The organism is Chryseobacterium sp. HNCC26DJ238, assembly GCF_057180465.1.
In genome coordinates this window covers 1-16,816 of the sequence record NZ_JBXUGI010000030.1, presented here as the reverse complement: position 1 = coordinate 16,816, position 16,816 = coordinate 1, and the positions used below count along the sequence as shown (strand labels likewise).

The window sequence follows — 16,816 nt, the reverse complement described above, 5'->3', positions numbered from 1 at the left end:
TTATTTATACCAGTAAAATAAGGGTCGAATTCTGTTAAAAGTAATTTTTTAAAAGCAAATCACCCTTTAAATACATTATTTAACAGCAGTCACTGCTTTTTCGGATTCCATCAGGTGATGCTCAAGAGTTGGAAGCGTTTTGCCTGCAAAAGCTTTCAGAGAAGCATCAGATCCTCCTGAAGCCTGCTTTTTAAATTCTGCGATATCTTTTTTGTGATCTGTAACCATCATCATGGCATACATACGGTCAAAATCAGCACCTTTTTTTGCTTTTAAGTCATCATGCATCTTCTGCTGATCAGCATCTAAAGCAGTTGGCAAAGTATAATTAACTGACATTGCCCATTTTTTAAGTTCTTCATTAGCCATTCCGTGATCTTTCGCCATCATTGTTCCCAATGATTTTATAGTTGCATTGGTTCCATTGCTCGCTGCAAGCTGACCCATCATTACTTCCATCATGCCTCCTTTTGCTGCAGCATCAGCAAATTTCTTGTCCTGATCGCTCAGGTTCGCCGTTGCTGCGGCTGGTGCTGCCACTGAAGCAGAATCATTCATTGTCATCGGAGAGTCTGCAGGAGCAGCCATACTTGTCGTGTCTGCTGAGTTATCAGCTGCAGTCGTTTCTTTTTTGTTACATGCTACCATAGCAGCTACTGCCAACAGTGTTAGAATTGAATTTTTCATAATATATAATTTGATTTGATTTAAGGAGTTTTAACTGTTACTCCGTCGAAGTTGTAACAATTTGTCTGCCAAAAATTCAGCTAACCAAGTATTTACAGCTTTTTTTTCTTTTTAATGAATCTCAGATGGTTCTTAACCTATTTCAAGAAAGATATCTGCCTCCATCATCAGTATCTGAAAGTCTCTTTAAACTTCTGTTGAGACTTCGTACAGAAACACCCAGATAAGCAGCCATATTTTCTTTTGACACTTTTAATTCCTGCTTTGAAAGCAGTTCGAGCAACCTTCTGAGGCTTTCCTCAATGGTGTACAGCTGCTGATAGGAAGCACGAATGGAGGTATGCTCGATACGCTCAGCAAAAACATTGAGCAGAAAACCGTTAAAATCAATATCTTCCTTTAGAAGCTTCCTGAAATAAGGGATGGATATAGAATATACTTTTACTTCTGTAATCGCTTCGATCGTGCACAGCCCACTGATATTTCGGATGGCCTCCAGTTCTCCGATGATTTCTCCTGTTCCGAGGAACTCAAGTATGTATTCTTTATCATTCTTTTCTATACGGCTGCATTTGACAATACCTTCTGTCAAAAGCATAATCCTGCTGACCTCTTCATGCTGAGACAGAAGGATCTCTCCCCGGTCATACGATTTTACAATAATATTTTCCCTCCGTTCCTGCTGTCCGTAAAGATCGCTGACATAGGCAAGAAATAACTGATTGGTTCTTAACATTCTTCTCTGGGACAAATGTCCTTTTTATTGTTTTCTGTATTTAAGAATTTTGCATCTCATAAAATACAAAGATATAAACATTACATTTTTAAAATGAAAACATTAATAAAGATCAGTACATGGGATCGTAAGGAACAGTACCTTTTTTTCTCTCAGTTTGAAGAGCCTTTTTTTGGAATTACCGTAAGTATTGACTGTACGAAAGCTTATGCTGCTGCAAAAGAAAAAAATCAGTCCTTTTTTCTCTACTATTTATACAGAGCAATAAAAGCAGTCAATTCCGTTGAAAATTTCAGATACCGTATCATTGACGGCACCCCATATCTTTATGATATTATACATGCCTCAGCAACGGTCGGACGTCCCGATAATACTTTCGGTTTTTCATATATTGATTATTACCCTGATGAATCTGTTTTCAGAAAAACAGCTACAACTGAAATTGAGAGAGTGAGATTGTCCACTAATCTGCTTCCGGCAAAAGCAGGGGATAACGTTATTCATTTTTCGGCAGTTCCATGGCTTAATTTTACCTCGGTTTCCCATGCAAGAAGATTTTCATCTGATGACAGCTGCCCCAAAATTTCCTTTGCAAAAATGGTGGATGTTGAAGGGATCAAAACTATGAATATTTCTATACACGGCCACCATGCATTAATGGATGGCTATCACGTTGGGCTCTTTACCGAAAAGTTCCAGATGTTGATGAATGAAGAGTAACTCTGATATGTCACTTTACTCTGCTGTCACTGTTTTCTGAATTTTTGGCTTTAAAAATCTGCTGACCGTTAAAAACAATGACCGCCAGGAAAATCAGAGCGTAAGCGGCTACCTGTACAATTCCCAAAGTCTCATGATAAACAGCTCCAGCCAGTATAAATGCAATGATGGGATTGATATTTAAAATCATTCCGACCCTGGAAGAAGCAATTCCTGTAAGCGCATATAAATTTAAAAGCAGCGGCACTATGGTATAGAATACGGCAATGACTTCTACATAGAAATAAAATATAAAGTCCGTTGGAACGGGACCTGAAAATGACGGAAAAAACGGAAGTAATATGAACGCTGATAACAGTATGTGAAAATTGAGAACCAGAAATTTATCCAATCGGGAATTCCTGTTTTGACTGATCAGATAGGCAGCATATGTAAAGCCAATCAGACTGCTGTAAAACATATCAATCATATTGGTGTACGATAATAAAATACATCCTATGCAGCTCAGGAAAACAGACAGCCACTGAAGCTTTGAAAGCCGGTCACGCAGAATGAAATAAGCAAGTATGGTTGTAATAATTGGACAGACCAGATAAGCAACAGAGGTTGCCCTTACACTGATATGATTCATTACATAAATAAAAGAAAACCAGTTAGCCGTCAGCAATACACTGCTTCCTGCATTCAGGATAATCATCTGCCACTGCTTTTTTCCCGGTAAAGATCTTATATAATGTATATTATCCATTATTTTTTTTCTTTTAAAAACAGCTGAAAATAACGTCATGATCAACGCACAGCTGAAAACCCTGTAAAAGAGGATATCTAGAGATGCATATCCATGCAGTGGCTTTAGTACCAGACTGAATGTACCCCAGATCGAAAATGCAAGGACTGCCGCTAAATAATATTTAAGATGATTCAATTGTAAAGCCGGTTTTGAGTTAGAAAAAACAGTATTGCAAAGGTAAAAATTAAAGTGCGGGCCTCCTACTGATAAACATCAGATAATTAGTCAATAAAAAATGATTAGAAATTCTCTTGGTATCAGATTTGTAAGTCCATAACGGTCATCTGTACCGTACTTTCTCTGATTATTCTTTTTGAGTTTCGTGGTACACCTGTTAACTACAACATCACACAATCCAATTACAAATGAAAATACTTCTTACGGGCGCAACAGGATATATCGGAAAAAGGCTTTTAATTCAGCTTCTGAGCAGCGGTCACGAGGTTTTGTGTTCGGTACGTGATCAAAAACGTTTTGACCGATCGCTGTACCAAAATTACGAGAAACAGTTAAGTATCGTCGAACATGATTACAACGATACTTCTACGCTCTCCCCGTTAGATCCGGATGTTGATATTGCTTTCTATCTTATTCATTCCATGTCTGCGAATGCAGATTTCAGCAAAGCGGAAAAAATCTCTGCCAAAAATTTTGCAGACACTGTCGAAAAAACAAATTGTAAGCAGGTGATCTATCTTACAGGGATTGTGAATGACGAACAACTGTCAAAACATCTCCAGTCGAGAAAGGATGTGGAAGATGAGCTCCGTTCAGATTCTTATGCCCTGACGGTATTGCGTGCAGGAATCATCATCGGGTCAGGTTCTGCATCTTTTGAGATTATCAGGGACCTGGTGGAAAAGCTTCCGGTGATGGTTGCTCCCAAATGGCTTAAAACTTTATGTCAGCCTATAGCCATAAGAAACGTCATCGAATTTCTCATGGGAGCAATGGATAAGCCATTTACCTTTAATAAACATTATGACATTGCAGGTCCTGATGTACTTTCCTATAAGCAGATGCTTCTTATATTTGCTGAAGAAAGAAAACTGAAGAGAACCATTATCTCAGTCCCTGTCCTAAGCCCTAAAATTTCTTCATACTGGCTGTATTTTATTACATCAACATCCTATGTACTGGCTAAAAACCTTGTGGAAAGTATGAAAGTCAATGTTGTGGCAGAAAAAAATGACCTCGCAGAAAAACTGAATATTAATCTGCTTCCTTACCGGGAGAGCCTCAGGCTGAGTTTTGATAAAATTGAACAGAATGACGTCCTTTCAACATGGTATGATTCTTTTGGAAATTCTAAATATTCAAAAGATGTATGGAATTTTCTTGAGGTACCTACCATGGGAGTTTTTAAAGATAAAAAGACCAGAACTGTAAAAAATGAAGAAAAAACCCTTGATAAAATATTCGGTATAGGTGGAAAAAACGGATGGTATCATGCCAATTACCTATGGAGTTTAAGAGGAAGTATCGATAAACTTTTCGGAGGAGTCGGATTGAAGAGAGGCCGTAAAAATTCAAAATCAATCAATGCGGGAGACAGTGTGGATTTCTGGAGGGTCCTCTATGCCAGCAGGGAAGAAAAGCGCCTGCTTCTTTTTGCAGAGATGAAGGTTCCCGGGGAAGCCTGGCTGGATTTCAGAATTGTTGACGGGAAGCTAATCCAGGAAGCTACTTTCCGGCCGGTTGGAATTCTGGGAAGACTGTATTGGTATGCAGTACTGCCGTTTCACGGTTATATTTTTAACGGAATGATCAGGAAACTGAGTGATGACAAACAGTGATCTGATTATTTTGAACCTTAATATAGTGAGTTTCATTAATAAGATTGTAAAATCCTGAAACACAATACTCCACCCCAAGACGTGAAAAATTATTTCTTTGCTGCAGTATGATGTCAAGTGGTTTTAAAATAATTTTCTGATCATCTTTATTTCAGATAATCAATCAGCAGATCATCATTCAAGTAAATATGTTCAAATGTAACACAAGCAGTTATATAAAGATTTGACAGGTGTTTACTCTGTGATTAGAGATTATGAAGCAGGTTTTTCTAATTGGTTATGTTGTTTATCCAGTTCAAGTTTAAAACATCCTAAAACAAATTCACTGTAATAAAGCTGCGCTTTCAGGGACATGGTTCTTGAATGCAGATCAAGCTTTTCGGTGAGTATAATTTTCCCCTGATATGTTATTGAAAAATAAGCAAATAATTTATTTCTGGATTGAGGAAGAGGATTTGCATATCCGGTAACTGCGATGGACCAGTCACTTTTAAACAGGTCTGCAACATTCAATGCCATTGCTTCTGCAATTTCAGGTGAAACCCCGTCAGATTCTGATGCTTCATCCTTTTCAATATTCAGAATATCAATTTTTTCAGCTACTGTAAAAGCAGTAATTCCTCCTTTAAAAAACTGAGACGCATCATTCATTTGTGAAAATGAAAACTGCAAGAATCCTGCAGTCACGCTTTCTGCTATGGAAATTGTCTGGTTAACTGCCAATAGTTCTGATCCTATATATTCCAACAGGTTTTGTAATTCAACGATAAAGTTGATGAACGATTTAGCAGAAAGCTGTTCAATCGTCAGGTCGATCTTTGTAGGTTTTAAAATCATTTTTTAAACTGCTTATATCTAACAATTTCTGTATGATGAAATAGATAATGCATCAATTTCAATACTTAAAATTTTTATGGAACTGGTATTATTAAGGGTATTCTGTAACCATTGACCTGGAGATTATCAGGAGGTTTTTTATACAGTAAGCGATAATCTAAAATCAAGCCAATACCCTGCTGTTCAGTTTTTTTTGTATTAATTTATGTGCAAAATAAAAATGATTTCAAAAATTCCGGAATATTTGATGTTTGAATGTCTTTCGTTAAAAGTACTAGGGAAAAATGCAGGCCTCAACATGCTTTTTCCTGAATGATATCAAAAGTAAAATTGGGGAAGTTTTTGACATTGAAACTGTAGTTCAGACTTTTCCTTGAAAGATAATCTTTTGTTGTAGCAATTAAGGTATTAATCAGCCACATACTTAATTTTGTTCGTTGGGGATTATATGAGTGTATTGAATTCCATGCATTACAGAATGTTTCTGAAATGATTTCCTCTGCAAATTCCTGAGAACGCACAGCCTGTAATGTTAATCCGTAAAGCATACGCGAATACTGACCATAAAGCTGGTCAAAAGCGGATTTGTTTTTCTGTTGCAGTAAAAGGTACAGTTCCTGGTCCGTACACTTTTTAGGGTTCCTTCTATACATAAGGCATTTTTTTGATCGTTAAAGTATTACCTCTTCATGGTACTAATCAAGAATTAAAAGTGGATGTACTTAACGATTTAAAGATTATAATGCCTTAACAACTGTCCTTACCCTTGTTTACAATATTTGTATCTTCTATCCTGTTTTTAAAAAAAATCTTAGATAAATAATTTCTTATCAAATTGTATGCTAAACATATGTACATGTAACTATTTTAAGAAAAATAATAAATAAAAAAAATTAGGATTATCCATTTAAGTCCTCTTTTCCAGAATTAATTAATTTTTTAAAAAAACTTAACCATTAATAACAATAATCGATTATTTAATGATTTTAACTATAACAATCTTATTATCAGTAACAAATTCAAAATATAAATGTAAAAATATGTAAATATTTACATCATAATAAGTAGTTTAAGAGATTAATATGGTATTATTTTATTTTTAATTAGTATTTTTGTGTGAAATATAAATATTGATTAATAATTATTAATCATATTACATTATATCTATCTTTTTATTAATTAAAATCTGACATCATAAAAAAAAATTATCCTCTCACTGCTATGAAAGTCTCAAATTGTAAGTTCGTAAAAGTTATGGCGTACGGTACATTATTGATCATCACTTCAATATTTTTAAGCATGTTTATTTTTCATGAGACAATCTATGAGATTCCCCTTCTCATTTTAAACCTGGGATTCATTTATTATTTTGTAAGATTGAAATCAGTTATTATCGAATTATCAGGAGGATGTATTTCAATAAGAAAATACCATCCGTTAACCTTTAAAAGTTTTATACATCCACTTATCGAACTTCCGCAATCATGCATTCAGAATTACAGCATTAAAAACAGGTTTGGTTTTGGAGGATTGATGATCAAGGTAAAATCAAAAAGAGGAAAAAAATTCATACTTCAAATCTCGTTGATAGGCTTTGGTGCTTCACAGAAAAAAAAGCTAAAAACATGTTTTCAATCTGTAGATTTCAATAATCATGAAGATAACCATATTATGGTAGTTGCATGATTTGACTGCTTCCAATTGAAATTAATTTAAATCTTAAAATTATTATTTAAATTAATTTTTTCCGGATTATTTTTTTTAAAAAATTTTAAAAGAGACCTGTACACATACAAAATCTTAAAATATTTTTACCAACAGCAAAAATGTAATCTTCATCACCCGGAAATTTCCAGTCCAAATTATGTCTTTTTAAAATAGGTGAAATTTATTCATATTTAAAAAGTCTGCCGTTTTACAGCTGCAATAATGTATCAATGTCATCCTGTTTTTCTGAAAACTTTTCTGATCAATTATCCTGTTGATTAATACAGTACAGCTTTGAATATCATTTAATGCTGACTCTCTTCCAAGTCTGAACAGGTGCAATTCATTTCTCAACAGTCAATAATTCGATTTAAACTGAAATTACTTCATACGCTTTCTTTCCTCTTCTCCGAAAGAGGAATAATTATTTTAGAAACCTGCTTATATTTCTTTACTGATTTATTCTGTTTTTAGGCAGTACCACCGTTATATAGACAATATTCTGATTTTATTCCATTCACTTCGGATCAATTTTATAACGTACAGACAGTGCAGGATAATTTTTTAATTCAACTGTCTTAGATTGCGGTTAGAAAAGAAAATAACTAAGGAGATTATCTTTTCTAATAAACTTATACTTCTTCATTATGAAAAAATACGTTTTATTTCTTTTTGTTTTTCTACTGTCTATTTCAGTTTCCGCACAGTACAGAGCATGGACTTCCTCAAAAGAACCATTAAAGGAAATTAAAGATCTGAAAAAACAGATCAGAAAACCGGAATTCAGAAAAGTTGATTATCTGGTGACTGATTTTGGTGCTGTAGGTGACGGAAAAACAAAAAACACTGAAGCCTTTAAAAAAGCAATCGAAAAATGCAACGCTGATGGCGGAGGAAGAGTTGTTGTTCCCAACGGAATATTTCTTACGGGTGCTGTATATCTGAAAAGTAATGTCAACCTTCATTTAAGTGATGGCTCTACCCTATTGTTCAGCCAGGACAGCAATGATTACCCTATCGTTTTAACCCGATGGGAAGGGATGGAATGTATGAATTATTCATCCCTGATTTATGCTTATGAAGAGGAAAATATAGCAATTACCGGAAAAGGAACTCTGGATGGAAATGCAGATTTAGACCACTGGTGGTTTTGGTGTGGGGCAACGAAATATGGTTACAACACATCCCGTCCCGGAAGACAGAATCCTGCCCGTGCAAAACTTCATGAATATATGGCTGAGAGAAAACCGGCAAGAGAAAGAATTTTCGGTGACGGTTATTATCTGAGACCGAATTTTGTTCAGCCTTACAAATCAAAAAACTTTTACATGGCGGATGTTTTGGTTAAAAATTCCCCGATGTGGAATTTGAATCCTGTCCTTTGTGAAAATGTATTAATTGAAAGAGTAAAAGTCATCAGCCATGGACCCAACAACGATGGTTTCGATCCGGAAGCCTGTAAAAATGTCTGGATTAAAGATTCTTACTTTGACACTGGAGATGACTGTATCGCTATAAAATCAGGAAGAGATGAAGATGGAAGAGACATCGGAAGACCTGCTGAAAACCACATCATTGAAAACTGCGAAATGAAAGACGGACACGGAGGAGTTGTCATCGGAAGCGAAATAGCAGGGGGAGCAAAAAATATTTATGCCATCGGAAACGTGATGGACAGCAGGAATCTTGACCGTGCTTTACGAATTAAAACCAGCTCAAGCCGTGGTGGAATCATTGAAAATGTATTCTTCTACAATACAAAAGTGGGTGCTTACAAAGAAGCTGCCGTACGTTTTAATATGCACTATGAAAAACCGGGAAATCACATCCCGACCATCAGAAACATCTGGGTTGAAAACTTAACCGTAGACAAAGGGGGTAAGTATGCTGTTTTTTCTGACGCTTATGAATCTTCACCCATAACCGATTTTACAATGATCAATGCTAAAATGACGGGTGTTCAGATCCCTTATAAAGTGGACTACCTGAAAAATGTAACTTTAAAAAATGTAACGGTTAACGGAAAACCATTAACCGAGTTAAAACCGTAGAATGCGAAGAAAAACCATTTTCGCCGGACTTATTGCTTTGTCGGCATTCTCACATTCATTTTCCCAGTCAAACCATTGGCAGAACAACGAGCGTGAGCTGCATTATAAAGAAGACAGAGGCGATTTTTTACTGGTTAACGGAAAATACCGCTTCAACCGTGCACTGTATGGCGACAACCGTGCTTCAAGAGTCGAGGCAGGAGATTTACCTGAATTTGCACTCTATCTTCCGGGAATGGGCGGAAATCTTCAGTTTGTGATCCAGAAAGGAAACTCAATTATAAAATTAATTCAGGCTGAAAAGATTGAAACACGTTACCGGCCGGGAACGATGCTGTATGAAATTAAAGACCCGGTTCTTGGAAACGGAATTTTAAAACTGACCGTTCTTGCACAGTCGAAAGAAGAAGGTTTGGTTGTAAAAATGGAAACTGCGAATATCGATTCTTCAACAAAAATCTATGCGGTTTTTGGTGGTGCCAGCGGAACGACTTTCAGCAGAAACGGCGACATCGGTGCAGACCCTGAATCAGGATTTTACCTGTTGCCTGAATACTGTCTTAACAATAATTTTCAGATTCATAAAAACCAGTTTCAGCTGACTTATTTAAATAAGAAAAAAGAAACTCAAACGGTTAGCGGAAGTTTTTCAAATGTTAATTCTCTACAGCAAACCGATGCGGAGACTTTAGAAAAACTTTCTGAGTTTACTCAAAATAAAACAGATAAATCTCCGATTGTTTACGCCTCGTATTCTTCACAGACACATCCGGTTTACATTCAGGTTATCAAAGGAAAATCAAGTAATAATCTTTCGGACGAAGCGTTAAAAAACATGTTCAATGAAGCTGAAAGATCCCGTTTAGGTTTAACCGGCAGAATCCAGCTGAAAACACCGGATGCAGACCTGAATAATTTAGGGGCAACTTTAGCGGTCGCTGCAGACGCAATCTGGGAAAGTCCTACCTTCCTTCACGGTGCAGTTGCCTGGAGAATGAGACTGAATGCGTGGCGTGGTGCTTATACAGCTGATGCATTGAACTGGCACGACCGCGCAAAAGAACATTTTGAGAGCTACGCCAATTCGCAGGTTCTAAAACCCGATTTCGCACCGGTCGAAATGGATACGATGCGACATCTTGCACGACACGAAGAAAAAATGGGAACTTCGGTTTTTTCAGGCGGATATATTTCAAGAAATCCGAATGATAACACAAAACCGCACCATTACGATATGAATCTGGTGTTTTTTGACCAGATGTTTTCGCACTTCAATTATACAGGAGATCAGGAATTTCTTAAAAAAATGTGGCCGACAATGGTTCGCCATATCGACTGGGAAAAACGGAATTTCAAACGCGGCGATCTGTACGATGCGTATGCTGCAATCTGGGCAAGTGATGCCCTTCAATATTCCGGAGGTAAAGTAACGCACACTTCAGCGTATAATTACAGAGCCAACCGTGAAATGGCAAAACTGGCAAAAATCATTGGTGAAAACCCTCAGCCTTATGAACAGGAAGCTGAAGCGATTTTAAAAGCAATGAAAAACCAGCTTTGGATTAAAGACAAAGGCTATTTTGCTGAATATAAAGATGCTTTAGGCAATCAAACCCTTCACGACAAACCGGGAATCTGGTCTATTTACCATGTTTCTGATGCATTTATTCTGAATGAGTTCGAGGATTACCAAAACTTACAGTACATTAACAATTACACGCCTAAGATTCCGGTGACGGTAAAAGGAGAGAAAGACAAAAACTATTATACGCTTTCTACCACCAATTGGCAACCTTATGACTGGTCGATCAATAATGTTGCTCTGGCGGAAAATTTACAGACTGCTCTGGCATATTGGCAAGCCGGAAGAACCGAAGACGCCTATCAACTATGGAAAGGAAATCTTGTGGAATCGATGTATTATGGCATCAGTCCAGGTAATTTTGAACAGATTTCTCACTACGATGCATTTCGTGGCGAATTATACCGTGATTTTGCTGACCCGATCGGTGTGGCTTCAAGAACTCTGACGGAAGGGCTTTTCGGGGTTCGTCCGAATTTATTGGAAAATAAAATCAGCATTAAACCAGGATTTCCGAAAGAGTGGAATTCTGCAGAACTGAAACTTCCGGATTGGGAATATCACTTTACAAGAACTTCCGGGAAAACTGAATATCTATTCAAATCAAAATATCAAAACCCGGTGGTGCTGGATATGCAGATTCCTGTGAATTATTCCAATATCAGGTCAGTCAAAGTGAATGGTAAGAAAGTGGGCTGGAAGATCAAGCCCAATTCCATTTTGCAGCCAATTGTTCAGTTTGAAACCCCGGAAGGAAACGATTTTAAAATAGAAATTAAATATTCAGGAGAAGAAATTAAAAAGGAACAAACTGATTACATCAATTATATTTCAGAAAGTCTTCTGTTAAATTTCGATTCAAAAAAGAAAATCAAAAATATTTACGACCCACAAGGTTTGATTAAAAACTCCCCTCCCCTGAAGTGGATTCGACCAAAGGACCAAGACGGGGTGGTTAATCACAGATTTCAGTTAATCAACAAAGAAAGAAAAGGAACTTTTTTCGTACAGGTTGAGCAAAACGGATCAGCCTGGTGGCAACCGGTCAATGTGGATATCCGTTTCCCTCTGGAGATTAAATGGGTGAATAAAAAACTTCAGATTCAGTCCAAATCATCCAATTTAATCAATGGAGAGCTGACTGTTAATGGCCTAAATAAAACTTTGTCAGTTCAGAAAAATCAAAATACAACGGTTGAAATTCCTGTTAATATTCTAAGCAGAGGAACTAATGCAATTGAACTTGAATACAATGGAATCAAGCAGAATATTGAAATCACAGACTGGGAAATTGAAAACCTGGGGCTGTTTAACAATATTTCATTGGCTTCAGAATACAATCAAAAAGTGACTGAGATTTTTAACCAAAAATACCTTTCGCCAAGACTTGAAGTTCCGACTTTACAGCTTCCGTGGCAGGGAATCGGAAACTGGTGCTATCCCCTCATCACCGCTCAAATCGATGACAGCGGATTGATGAGTGAAAGAAAAAATGGTAAAGTTGATTTCCTCGGAATTCCTTTTTTAATTGATAAAACAGATAAAAATATTGCGTTTGTGAGCCAATGGGATAATTATTCAGATTCTCTCGAAATTCCAATTTCAGGGAAAGGGAAGAAAATATATTTTCTGGTAGCTGGTTCTACGAATCCGATGCAGTCGCAGATAGTGAATGGAAAAATTACAGTTCAATATGTTGACGGTTCTACAACAGCATTGGACCTGAAAAATCCGACGAACTGGTGGCCGATTGAGCAGGATTTGTTTGATGATAATTTTGCCTTTGAAATTCCGGATGATAAAATTCCGTATCGTGTGAAACTGAAGACCGGAGAATTGTACAAAGGCGGAACTTTGAGTAAATATTCAAGTATCAAAGGATTTACAGACCGTCAGGTGGATGGCGGAGCTGCAACGATTTTGGATTTGCCGATTGACGCCAGCAAAGAATTAAAATCGATAAAATTAAACGCCGTGAGCAATGATGTGGTGATTGGGATAATGAGTGCTACGGTTTTGAAATAAAAGGTAATGCCACGACTGCACGAATTATAAGTACGTATAAAATGATATAGATTAAAAATTTCAAAACATTTTTCTTTTCCCCAACCCTAAGGGTGGAAAAATATTTTGAAAATTTTATCAGAATTAATCCCATTAAGTTTGGGGAAATAATTCTGACGAAATTTAAATAATTGATAAAACATTTTTGCACTCGTGGCATATATATAAATAATTAAAATGACAGCACAAAAACAAAGCGCATAGTATTAGAGTTGTCAGGCTGAGCATGTAAAAGCCTCGTAAATAAAAAATAATTTTAAAAATGAAGAAAATTGCAATATATCTGAGTGTTTTCTGCGTTGGATTTTCATCAGTGAATGCCCAGAAAATTGACCGAAAGAAGGTCGTTCAGCGACATAATGTGGTCAACACCAAAGCCGATACACTTTCGACTTTAACGGTTGGTAACGGAAAATTTGCCTACACCGTTGATATTACCGGAATGCAGTCGTTCCCTGAATATTATAAAAATGGAGTTTCTCTCGGAACGCAGTCTGAATGGGGCTGGAACAGTTTTCCAAATAAGGAAAATTACAAATTTGAGGAGACTTTAAAACCTTATGATTTCAATAATGACGGAAGAAAAGCGCTGTACAGCGTTCAGATAAAAGAACCTGAACGAAATAAAGGTGCTGTCGAATATTACCGTGTAAATCAGCATCGCCTGCAGTTGGGAAATATTGGGGTCGAACTGACAAAAAAAGACGGACAGAAAGCAAAAATTTCAGATTTAACCAACATCAATCAGAAAATTGATCTCTGGACCGGAATTATTACCAGCGAATTTTCGTTGGAAGGAACTTCGGTAAAAGTCTGGACAGCTTCTTTTCAAAATTCAGATAAAATCGGAGTGAAAATCGAATCTGATCTGATTACTCAAAACAGACTGAAGGTCTTTGCAAAGTATCCGTCGCCGACAGGACAGTTTTTAGATGATGCGGCATTTTACGGCAATGAAAATGACCACTCAACAAAAATCGTTTCGTCCCAATCAACACAAGGCTTAATTCAGCATAAATTACAAAGTACTGATTACTTTACTCAACTGAATTTCACCGAAGGAAAACTTCACGAAGCCGGAAAACATTATTTTGTTTACGAACCTTCTTCAAAAAACAAAACAATAGAATTAAGTGTTGAATTCTCTGCTAAAAATCCAAAAAGCAACAGAACACTGTTTGCTGACGCAGAAAAAGAAAGTATTTCTGGCTGGAAGTCATTCTGGGAAAGCGGTGCAGCCGTTGATTTTGACGGCAGTACAGACCCGAGAGCCAATGAGCTGGAACGTAGAGTTGTGCTGTCTGAATATCTGACCAAAGTCCAGTGTGGCGGAAGCAATCCACCTCAGGAAACAGGCCTGACATTCAACAGCTGGTATGGAAAACCACATACAGAAATGCACTGGTGGCACGGGGTTCATTACGCTTTGTGGGGAAGGCCGGAGATTTTGGAAAAACAGCTGGATTATTATTTCAGGTCATTTGATAAGGCTAAAAAATTAGCGGAAAGACAAGGTTACAAAGGTGTTCGATGGATTAAAATGTCGGATAACGAAGGCAATGAAAGCCCCTCTTCTGTTGCTGCATTTTTGATCTGGGAGCAGCCGCACATTATCTACATGACAGAACTGCTATACAGAAACAGCAATGACAAAAAAGTTCTTGAAAAATATAAAGATCTGATTTTCGCAACAGCAGATTTTATGGCAGATTTTGCAACTTACGATAAAGAAAAGAATCGCTACAATTTAGGGAAAGGAGTCATTCCTGCTCAGGAAGTTTTCCCGGCGAAAGACACTTATAATCCGACTTACGAAGTGGCATATTGGGATTGGTCCCTGAAAATCGCCCAACAATGGAAAGAGAGACTGGGACAGCCTAGAGATAAAAAATGGGATGATGTCATCAATAAACTGGCTCCGCTTCCGGTTCAGGATGGGGTTTATTTATCAACTGAATCAGCAAAAGATTCATTCACATTTCCAAAATGGATGACCGACCACCCTGCAGTTTTGGGTGCATTGGGAATGGTTCCCGAATCTCCAAAACTGGATAAGAAAATAATGAAAAATACCCTTGATATCGTTTGGGAACGATGGAACTGGGAACACACCTGGGGTTGGGACTTTCCGATGACGGCAATGAATGCAGCCAGACTCGGACTTCCTAATAAAGCTCTGGATGCGCTGTTTATGAATATTCAAACGAATACCTACCTCAAAAACGGTCATAATTTCCAGGACAAACGCCTCAGAATTTATCTTCCCGGAAATGGCGGTGTGCTGACAACCGTTGCAATGATGCTTGAAGGTTGGGACAGTTCGGCAGGACAATTTCCCGGATTCCCAAAAGACGGAACCTGGAAAATAAAAGCAGAAGGGTTTAAAAAAATGCCTTAAAAACATTTCACATTCATATAGTTTTTTTTAAAAGTCTGTCCTGAAAAGGGCAGGCTTTTTTGTTGGAAAGTTTTTAAATTCGCAGAATACGATTTGAACAGGAAAATATCAGGAACTGTCAGTTTTAAAACCCTGAAGGGTATAATGGGAGTTTTTAATAATTAAAGCTAATCTTTCAAAAATCTATAACAAACTGACAATTAACAGTTTTAAACTATTGCTATAATTAAAAACATTCATCAATCCGTTATTTCAAATTTTTGTATCTTGTTTCTGCTATAAATCGCTTTCGATTTACTGCTTTTTTTAACTGAACTGCATTTCCTATCTGTAACATCATGGCCGAAACATTAGAAATCAATATCAATGAAAATTCCAGAGTACCAAAATACAAACAGATTGTAGATTCTATTCTGAACGGAATTGACGGAGGACAAATTCAAATCGGAGAAAAAATCCCTTCTATCAACGAACTCAGTGAGTCTTGTTTTCTCTCCAGAGATACCGTTGAAAAAGCTTACAAGGAACTGCGTAAAAGGCAGATCATTGAGTCTGTTAAAGGAAAAGGATATTATATTTCCCGCATCAATAAGAACGACATCATTAATATTTTCTTTCTGATCAACAAACCCAGTACCTATAAAATGATGATTTATAATTATTTCGTCAATGCAATCGGTACCAAAGGGAATGTTGAGATGTATATTTACCATTGCGACGAGACCCTTTTTATCAATTCACTGAAAAAAAACCTTGGAGGATTTGATTATTATGTGGTGATGCCGCATTTCCGGGACGAACAGTCAAAACATACGAGTTCAACGCAGGAAGTTTTAGATATTATCGAACAGATCCCCAAAAACAAACTGTTACTCCTTGACAATACAAAGCCTAATATTTCAGGAGATTACGGTTCTATTTTTCAGGATTTCGAACATGATATTTATAATGCTTTAAAGGAAGGTTTAGATAAAATAAAAAATTACGAAAAGATCATTCTTGTCTATCCTGATAAATCAATCCATCCCTACCCTTTCCGTATCGTGCGGGGATTTGAGCAGTTTTGCCGGGATTTCAAACTGGATTATGAAATCCTTGATGAAATTTATCCGGACATGGAACTGCAGGATAAAGATATTTTTATCACGATCCGTGAACGGGATCTGGTAAACCTGGTAAAACAGATCAGGCAGAAAAATTTAAAATTAGGCGAAGACATCGGAATTATTTCGTACAATGAAACGCCTCTGAAGGAATTACTTGGAATTACCGTGATTACAACTGATTTTAAAGCCATGGGAGAATCTGCTGCATATATGATCCTGAAAAATAAAAAAGAGCAGGTGAATAATGTTTTTAAATTTATTCAGAGAGAATCATTGTAGATAGATGATAGATGATAGATGATAGATGATAGATGATAGATGATAGATGATAGATGATAGATG

Annotated in this window: 12 protein-coding genes; 7 read left to right on the top strand and 5 right to left on the bottom strand. The window is 36.8% G+C overall.

Translation table 11 applies throughout. From position 1 onward, the window contains the following. Nucleotides 1-75: 75 nt before the first annotated feature. Nucleotides 76-687 (bottom strand): DUF4142 domain-containing protein, encoded by a 612-nt coding sequence (locus tag AC2A07_RS19130; protein ID WP_484051710.1) that lies wholly within the window; start codon nt 685-687, stop codon nt 76-78. 142 nt (nt 688-829) lie between these two features. After that, nucleotides 830-1,438, bottom strand: a complete 609-nt coding sequence (locus AC2A07_RS19125) for a Crp/Fnr family transcriptional regulator (RefSeq protein WP_484051709.1) — start codon at nt 1,436-1,438, stop codon at nt 830-832. Between the two features lie 78 nt (nt 1,439-1,516). Here AC2A07_RS19125 and AC2A07_RS19120 point away from each other — a divergent pair, with 78 nt between their 5' ends. Next, nucleotides 1,517-2,143 (top strand): CatA-like O-acetyltransferase, encoded by a 627-nt coding sequence (locus AC2A07_RS19120; protein WP_484051708.1) that lies wholly within the window; start codon nt 1,517-1,519, stop codon nt 2,141-2,143. Between the two features lie 10 nt (nt 2,144-2,153). Here AC2A07_RS19120 and AC2A07_RS19115 read toward each other — a convergent pair whose 3' ends face one another. After that, nucleotides 2,154-3,068 (bottom strand): EamA family transporter, encoded by a 915-nt coding sequence (locus tag AC2A07_RS19115; protein WP_484051707.1) that lies wholly within the window; start codon nt 3,066-3,068, stop codon nt 2,154-2,156. Between the two features lie 230 nt (nt 3,069-3,298). Between AC2A07_RS19115 and AC2A07_RS19110 the strand changes: the two genes are divergently transcribed. Continuing rightward, nucleotides 3,299-4,729, top strand: coding sequence for an SDR family oxidoreductase (locus AC2A07_RS19110; protein ID WP_484051706.1), 1,431 nt, complete (start codon nt 3,299-3,301; stop codon nt 4,727-4,729). A gap of 252 nt (nt 4,730-4,981) precedes the next feature. On the opposite strand, the gene AC2A07_RS19105 is transcribed toward AC2A07_RS19110, so the two are convergent. Then, the gene (locus tag AC2A07_RS19105) at nt 4,982-5,566 is read right to left on the bottom strand and encodes a nicotinamide-nucleotide amidohydrolase family protein (protein WP_314499425.1); all 585 of its coding nucleotides are present in this window, start codon (nt 5,564-5,566) and stop codon (nt 4,982-4,984) included. A gap of 293 nt (nt 5,567-5,859) precedes the next feature. Continuing rightward, nucleotides 5,860-6,219: an RNA polymerase sigma factor gene (locus AC2A07_RS19100; RefSeq protein ID WP_484051705.1), complete on the bottom strand. Its 360-nt coding sequence runs from the start codon at nt 6,217-6,219 to the stop codon at nt 5,860-5,862. 601 nt (nt 6,220-6,820) lie between these two features. Here AC2A07_RS19100 and AC2A07_RS19095 point away from each other — a divergent pair. The 5 genes from AC2A07_RS19095 to AC2A07_RS19075 all read left to right on the top strand — a co-directional run bounded on the left by AC2A07_RS19095 (nt 6,821) and on the right by AC2A07_RS19075 (nt 16,753). Further along, entirely contained in the window at nt 6,821-7,252 is a 432-nt protein-coding gene (locus tag AC2A07_RS19095; protein WP_484051704.1) for a hypothetical protein, read from the top strand. A gap of 668 nt (nt 7,253-7,920) precedes the next feature. Beyond that, a complete protein-coding gene (locus AC2A07_RS19090; protein WP_484051703.1) occupies nt 7,921-9,324 on the top strand; it encodes a glycoside hydrolase family 28 protein in 1,404 nt (467 codons plus the stop codon). A gap of 1 nt (nt 9,325) precedes the next feature. Continuing rightward, nucleotides 9,326-12,931 (top strand): DUF4450 domain-containing protein, encoded by a 3,606-nt coding sequence (locus tag AC2A07_RS19085; RefSeq protein ID WP_484051702.1) that lies wholly within the window; start codon nt 9,326-9,328, stop codon nt 12,929-12,931. A 301-nt stretch (nt 12,932-13,232) separates the two neighbouring features. Continuing rightward, nucleotides 13,233-15,368 carry a hypothetical protein gene (locus AC2A07_RS19080; protein ID WP_484051701.1) on the top strand — a complete coding sequence of 712 codons (2,136 nt, stop codon included), beginning with the start codon at nt 13,233-13,235 and terminating at the stop codon, nt 15,366-15,368. A 338-nt stretch (nt 15,369-15,706) separates the two neighbouring features. Then, nucleotides 15,707-16,753 carry a GntR family transcriptional regulator gene (locus tag AC2A07_RS19075; RefSeq protein WP_484051700.1) on the top strand — a complete coding sequence of 349 codons (1,047 nt, stop codon included), beginning with the start codon at nt 15,707-15,709 and terminating at the stop codon, nt 16,751-16,753. Nucleotides 16,754-16,816 lie beyond the last annotated feature (63 nt).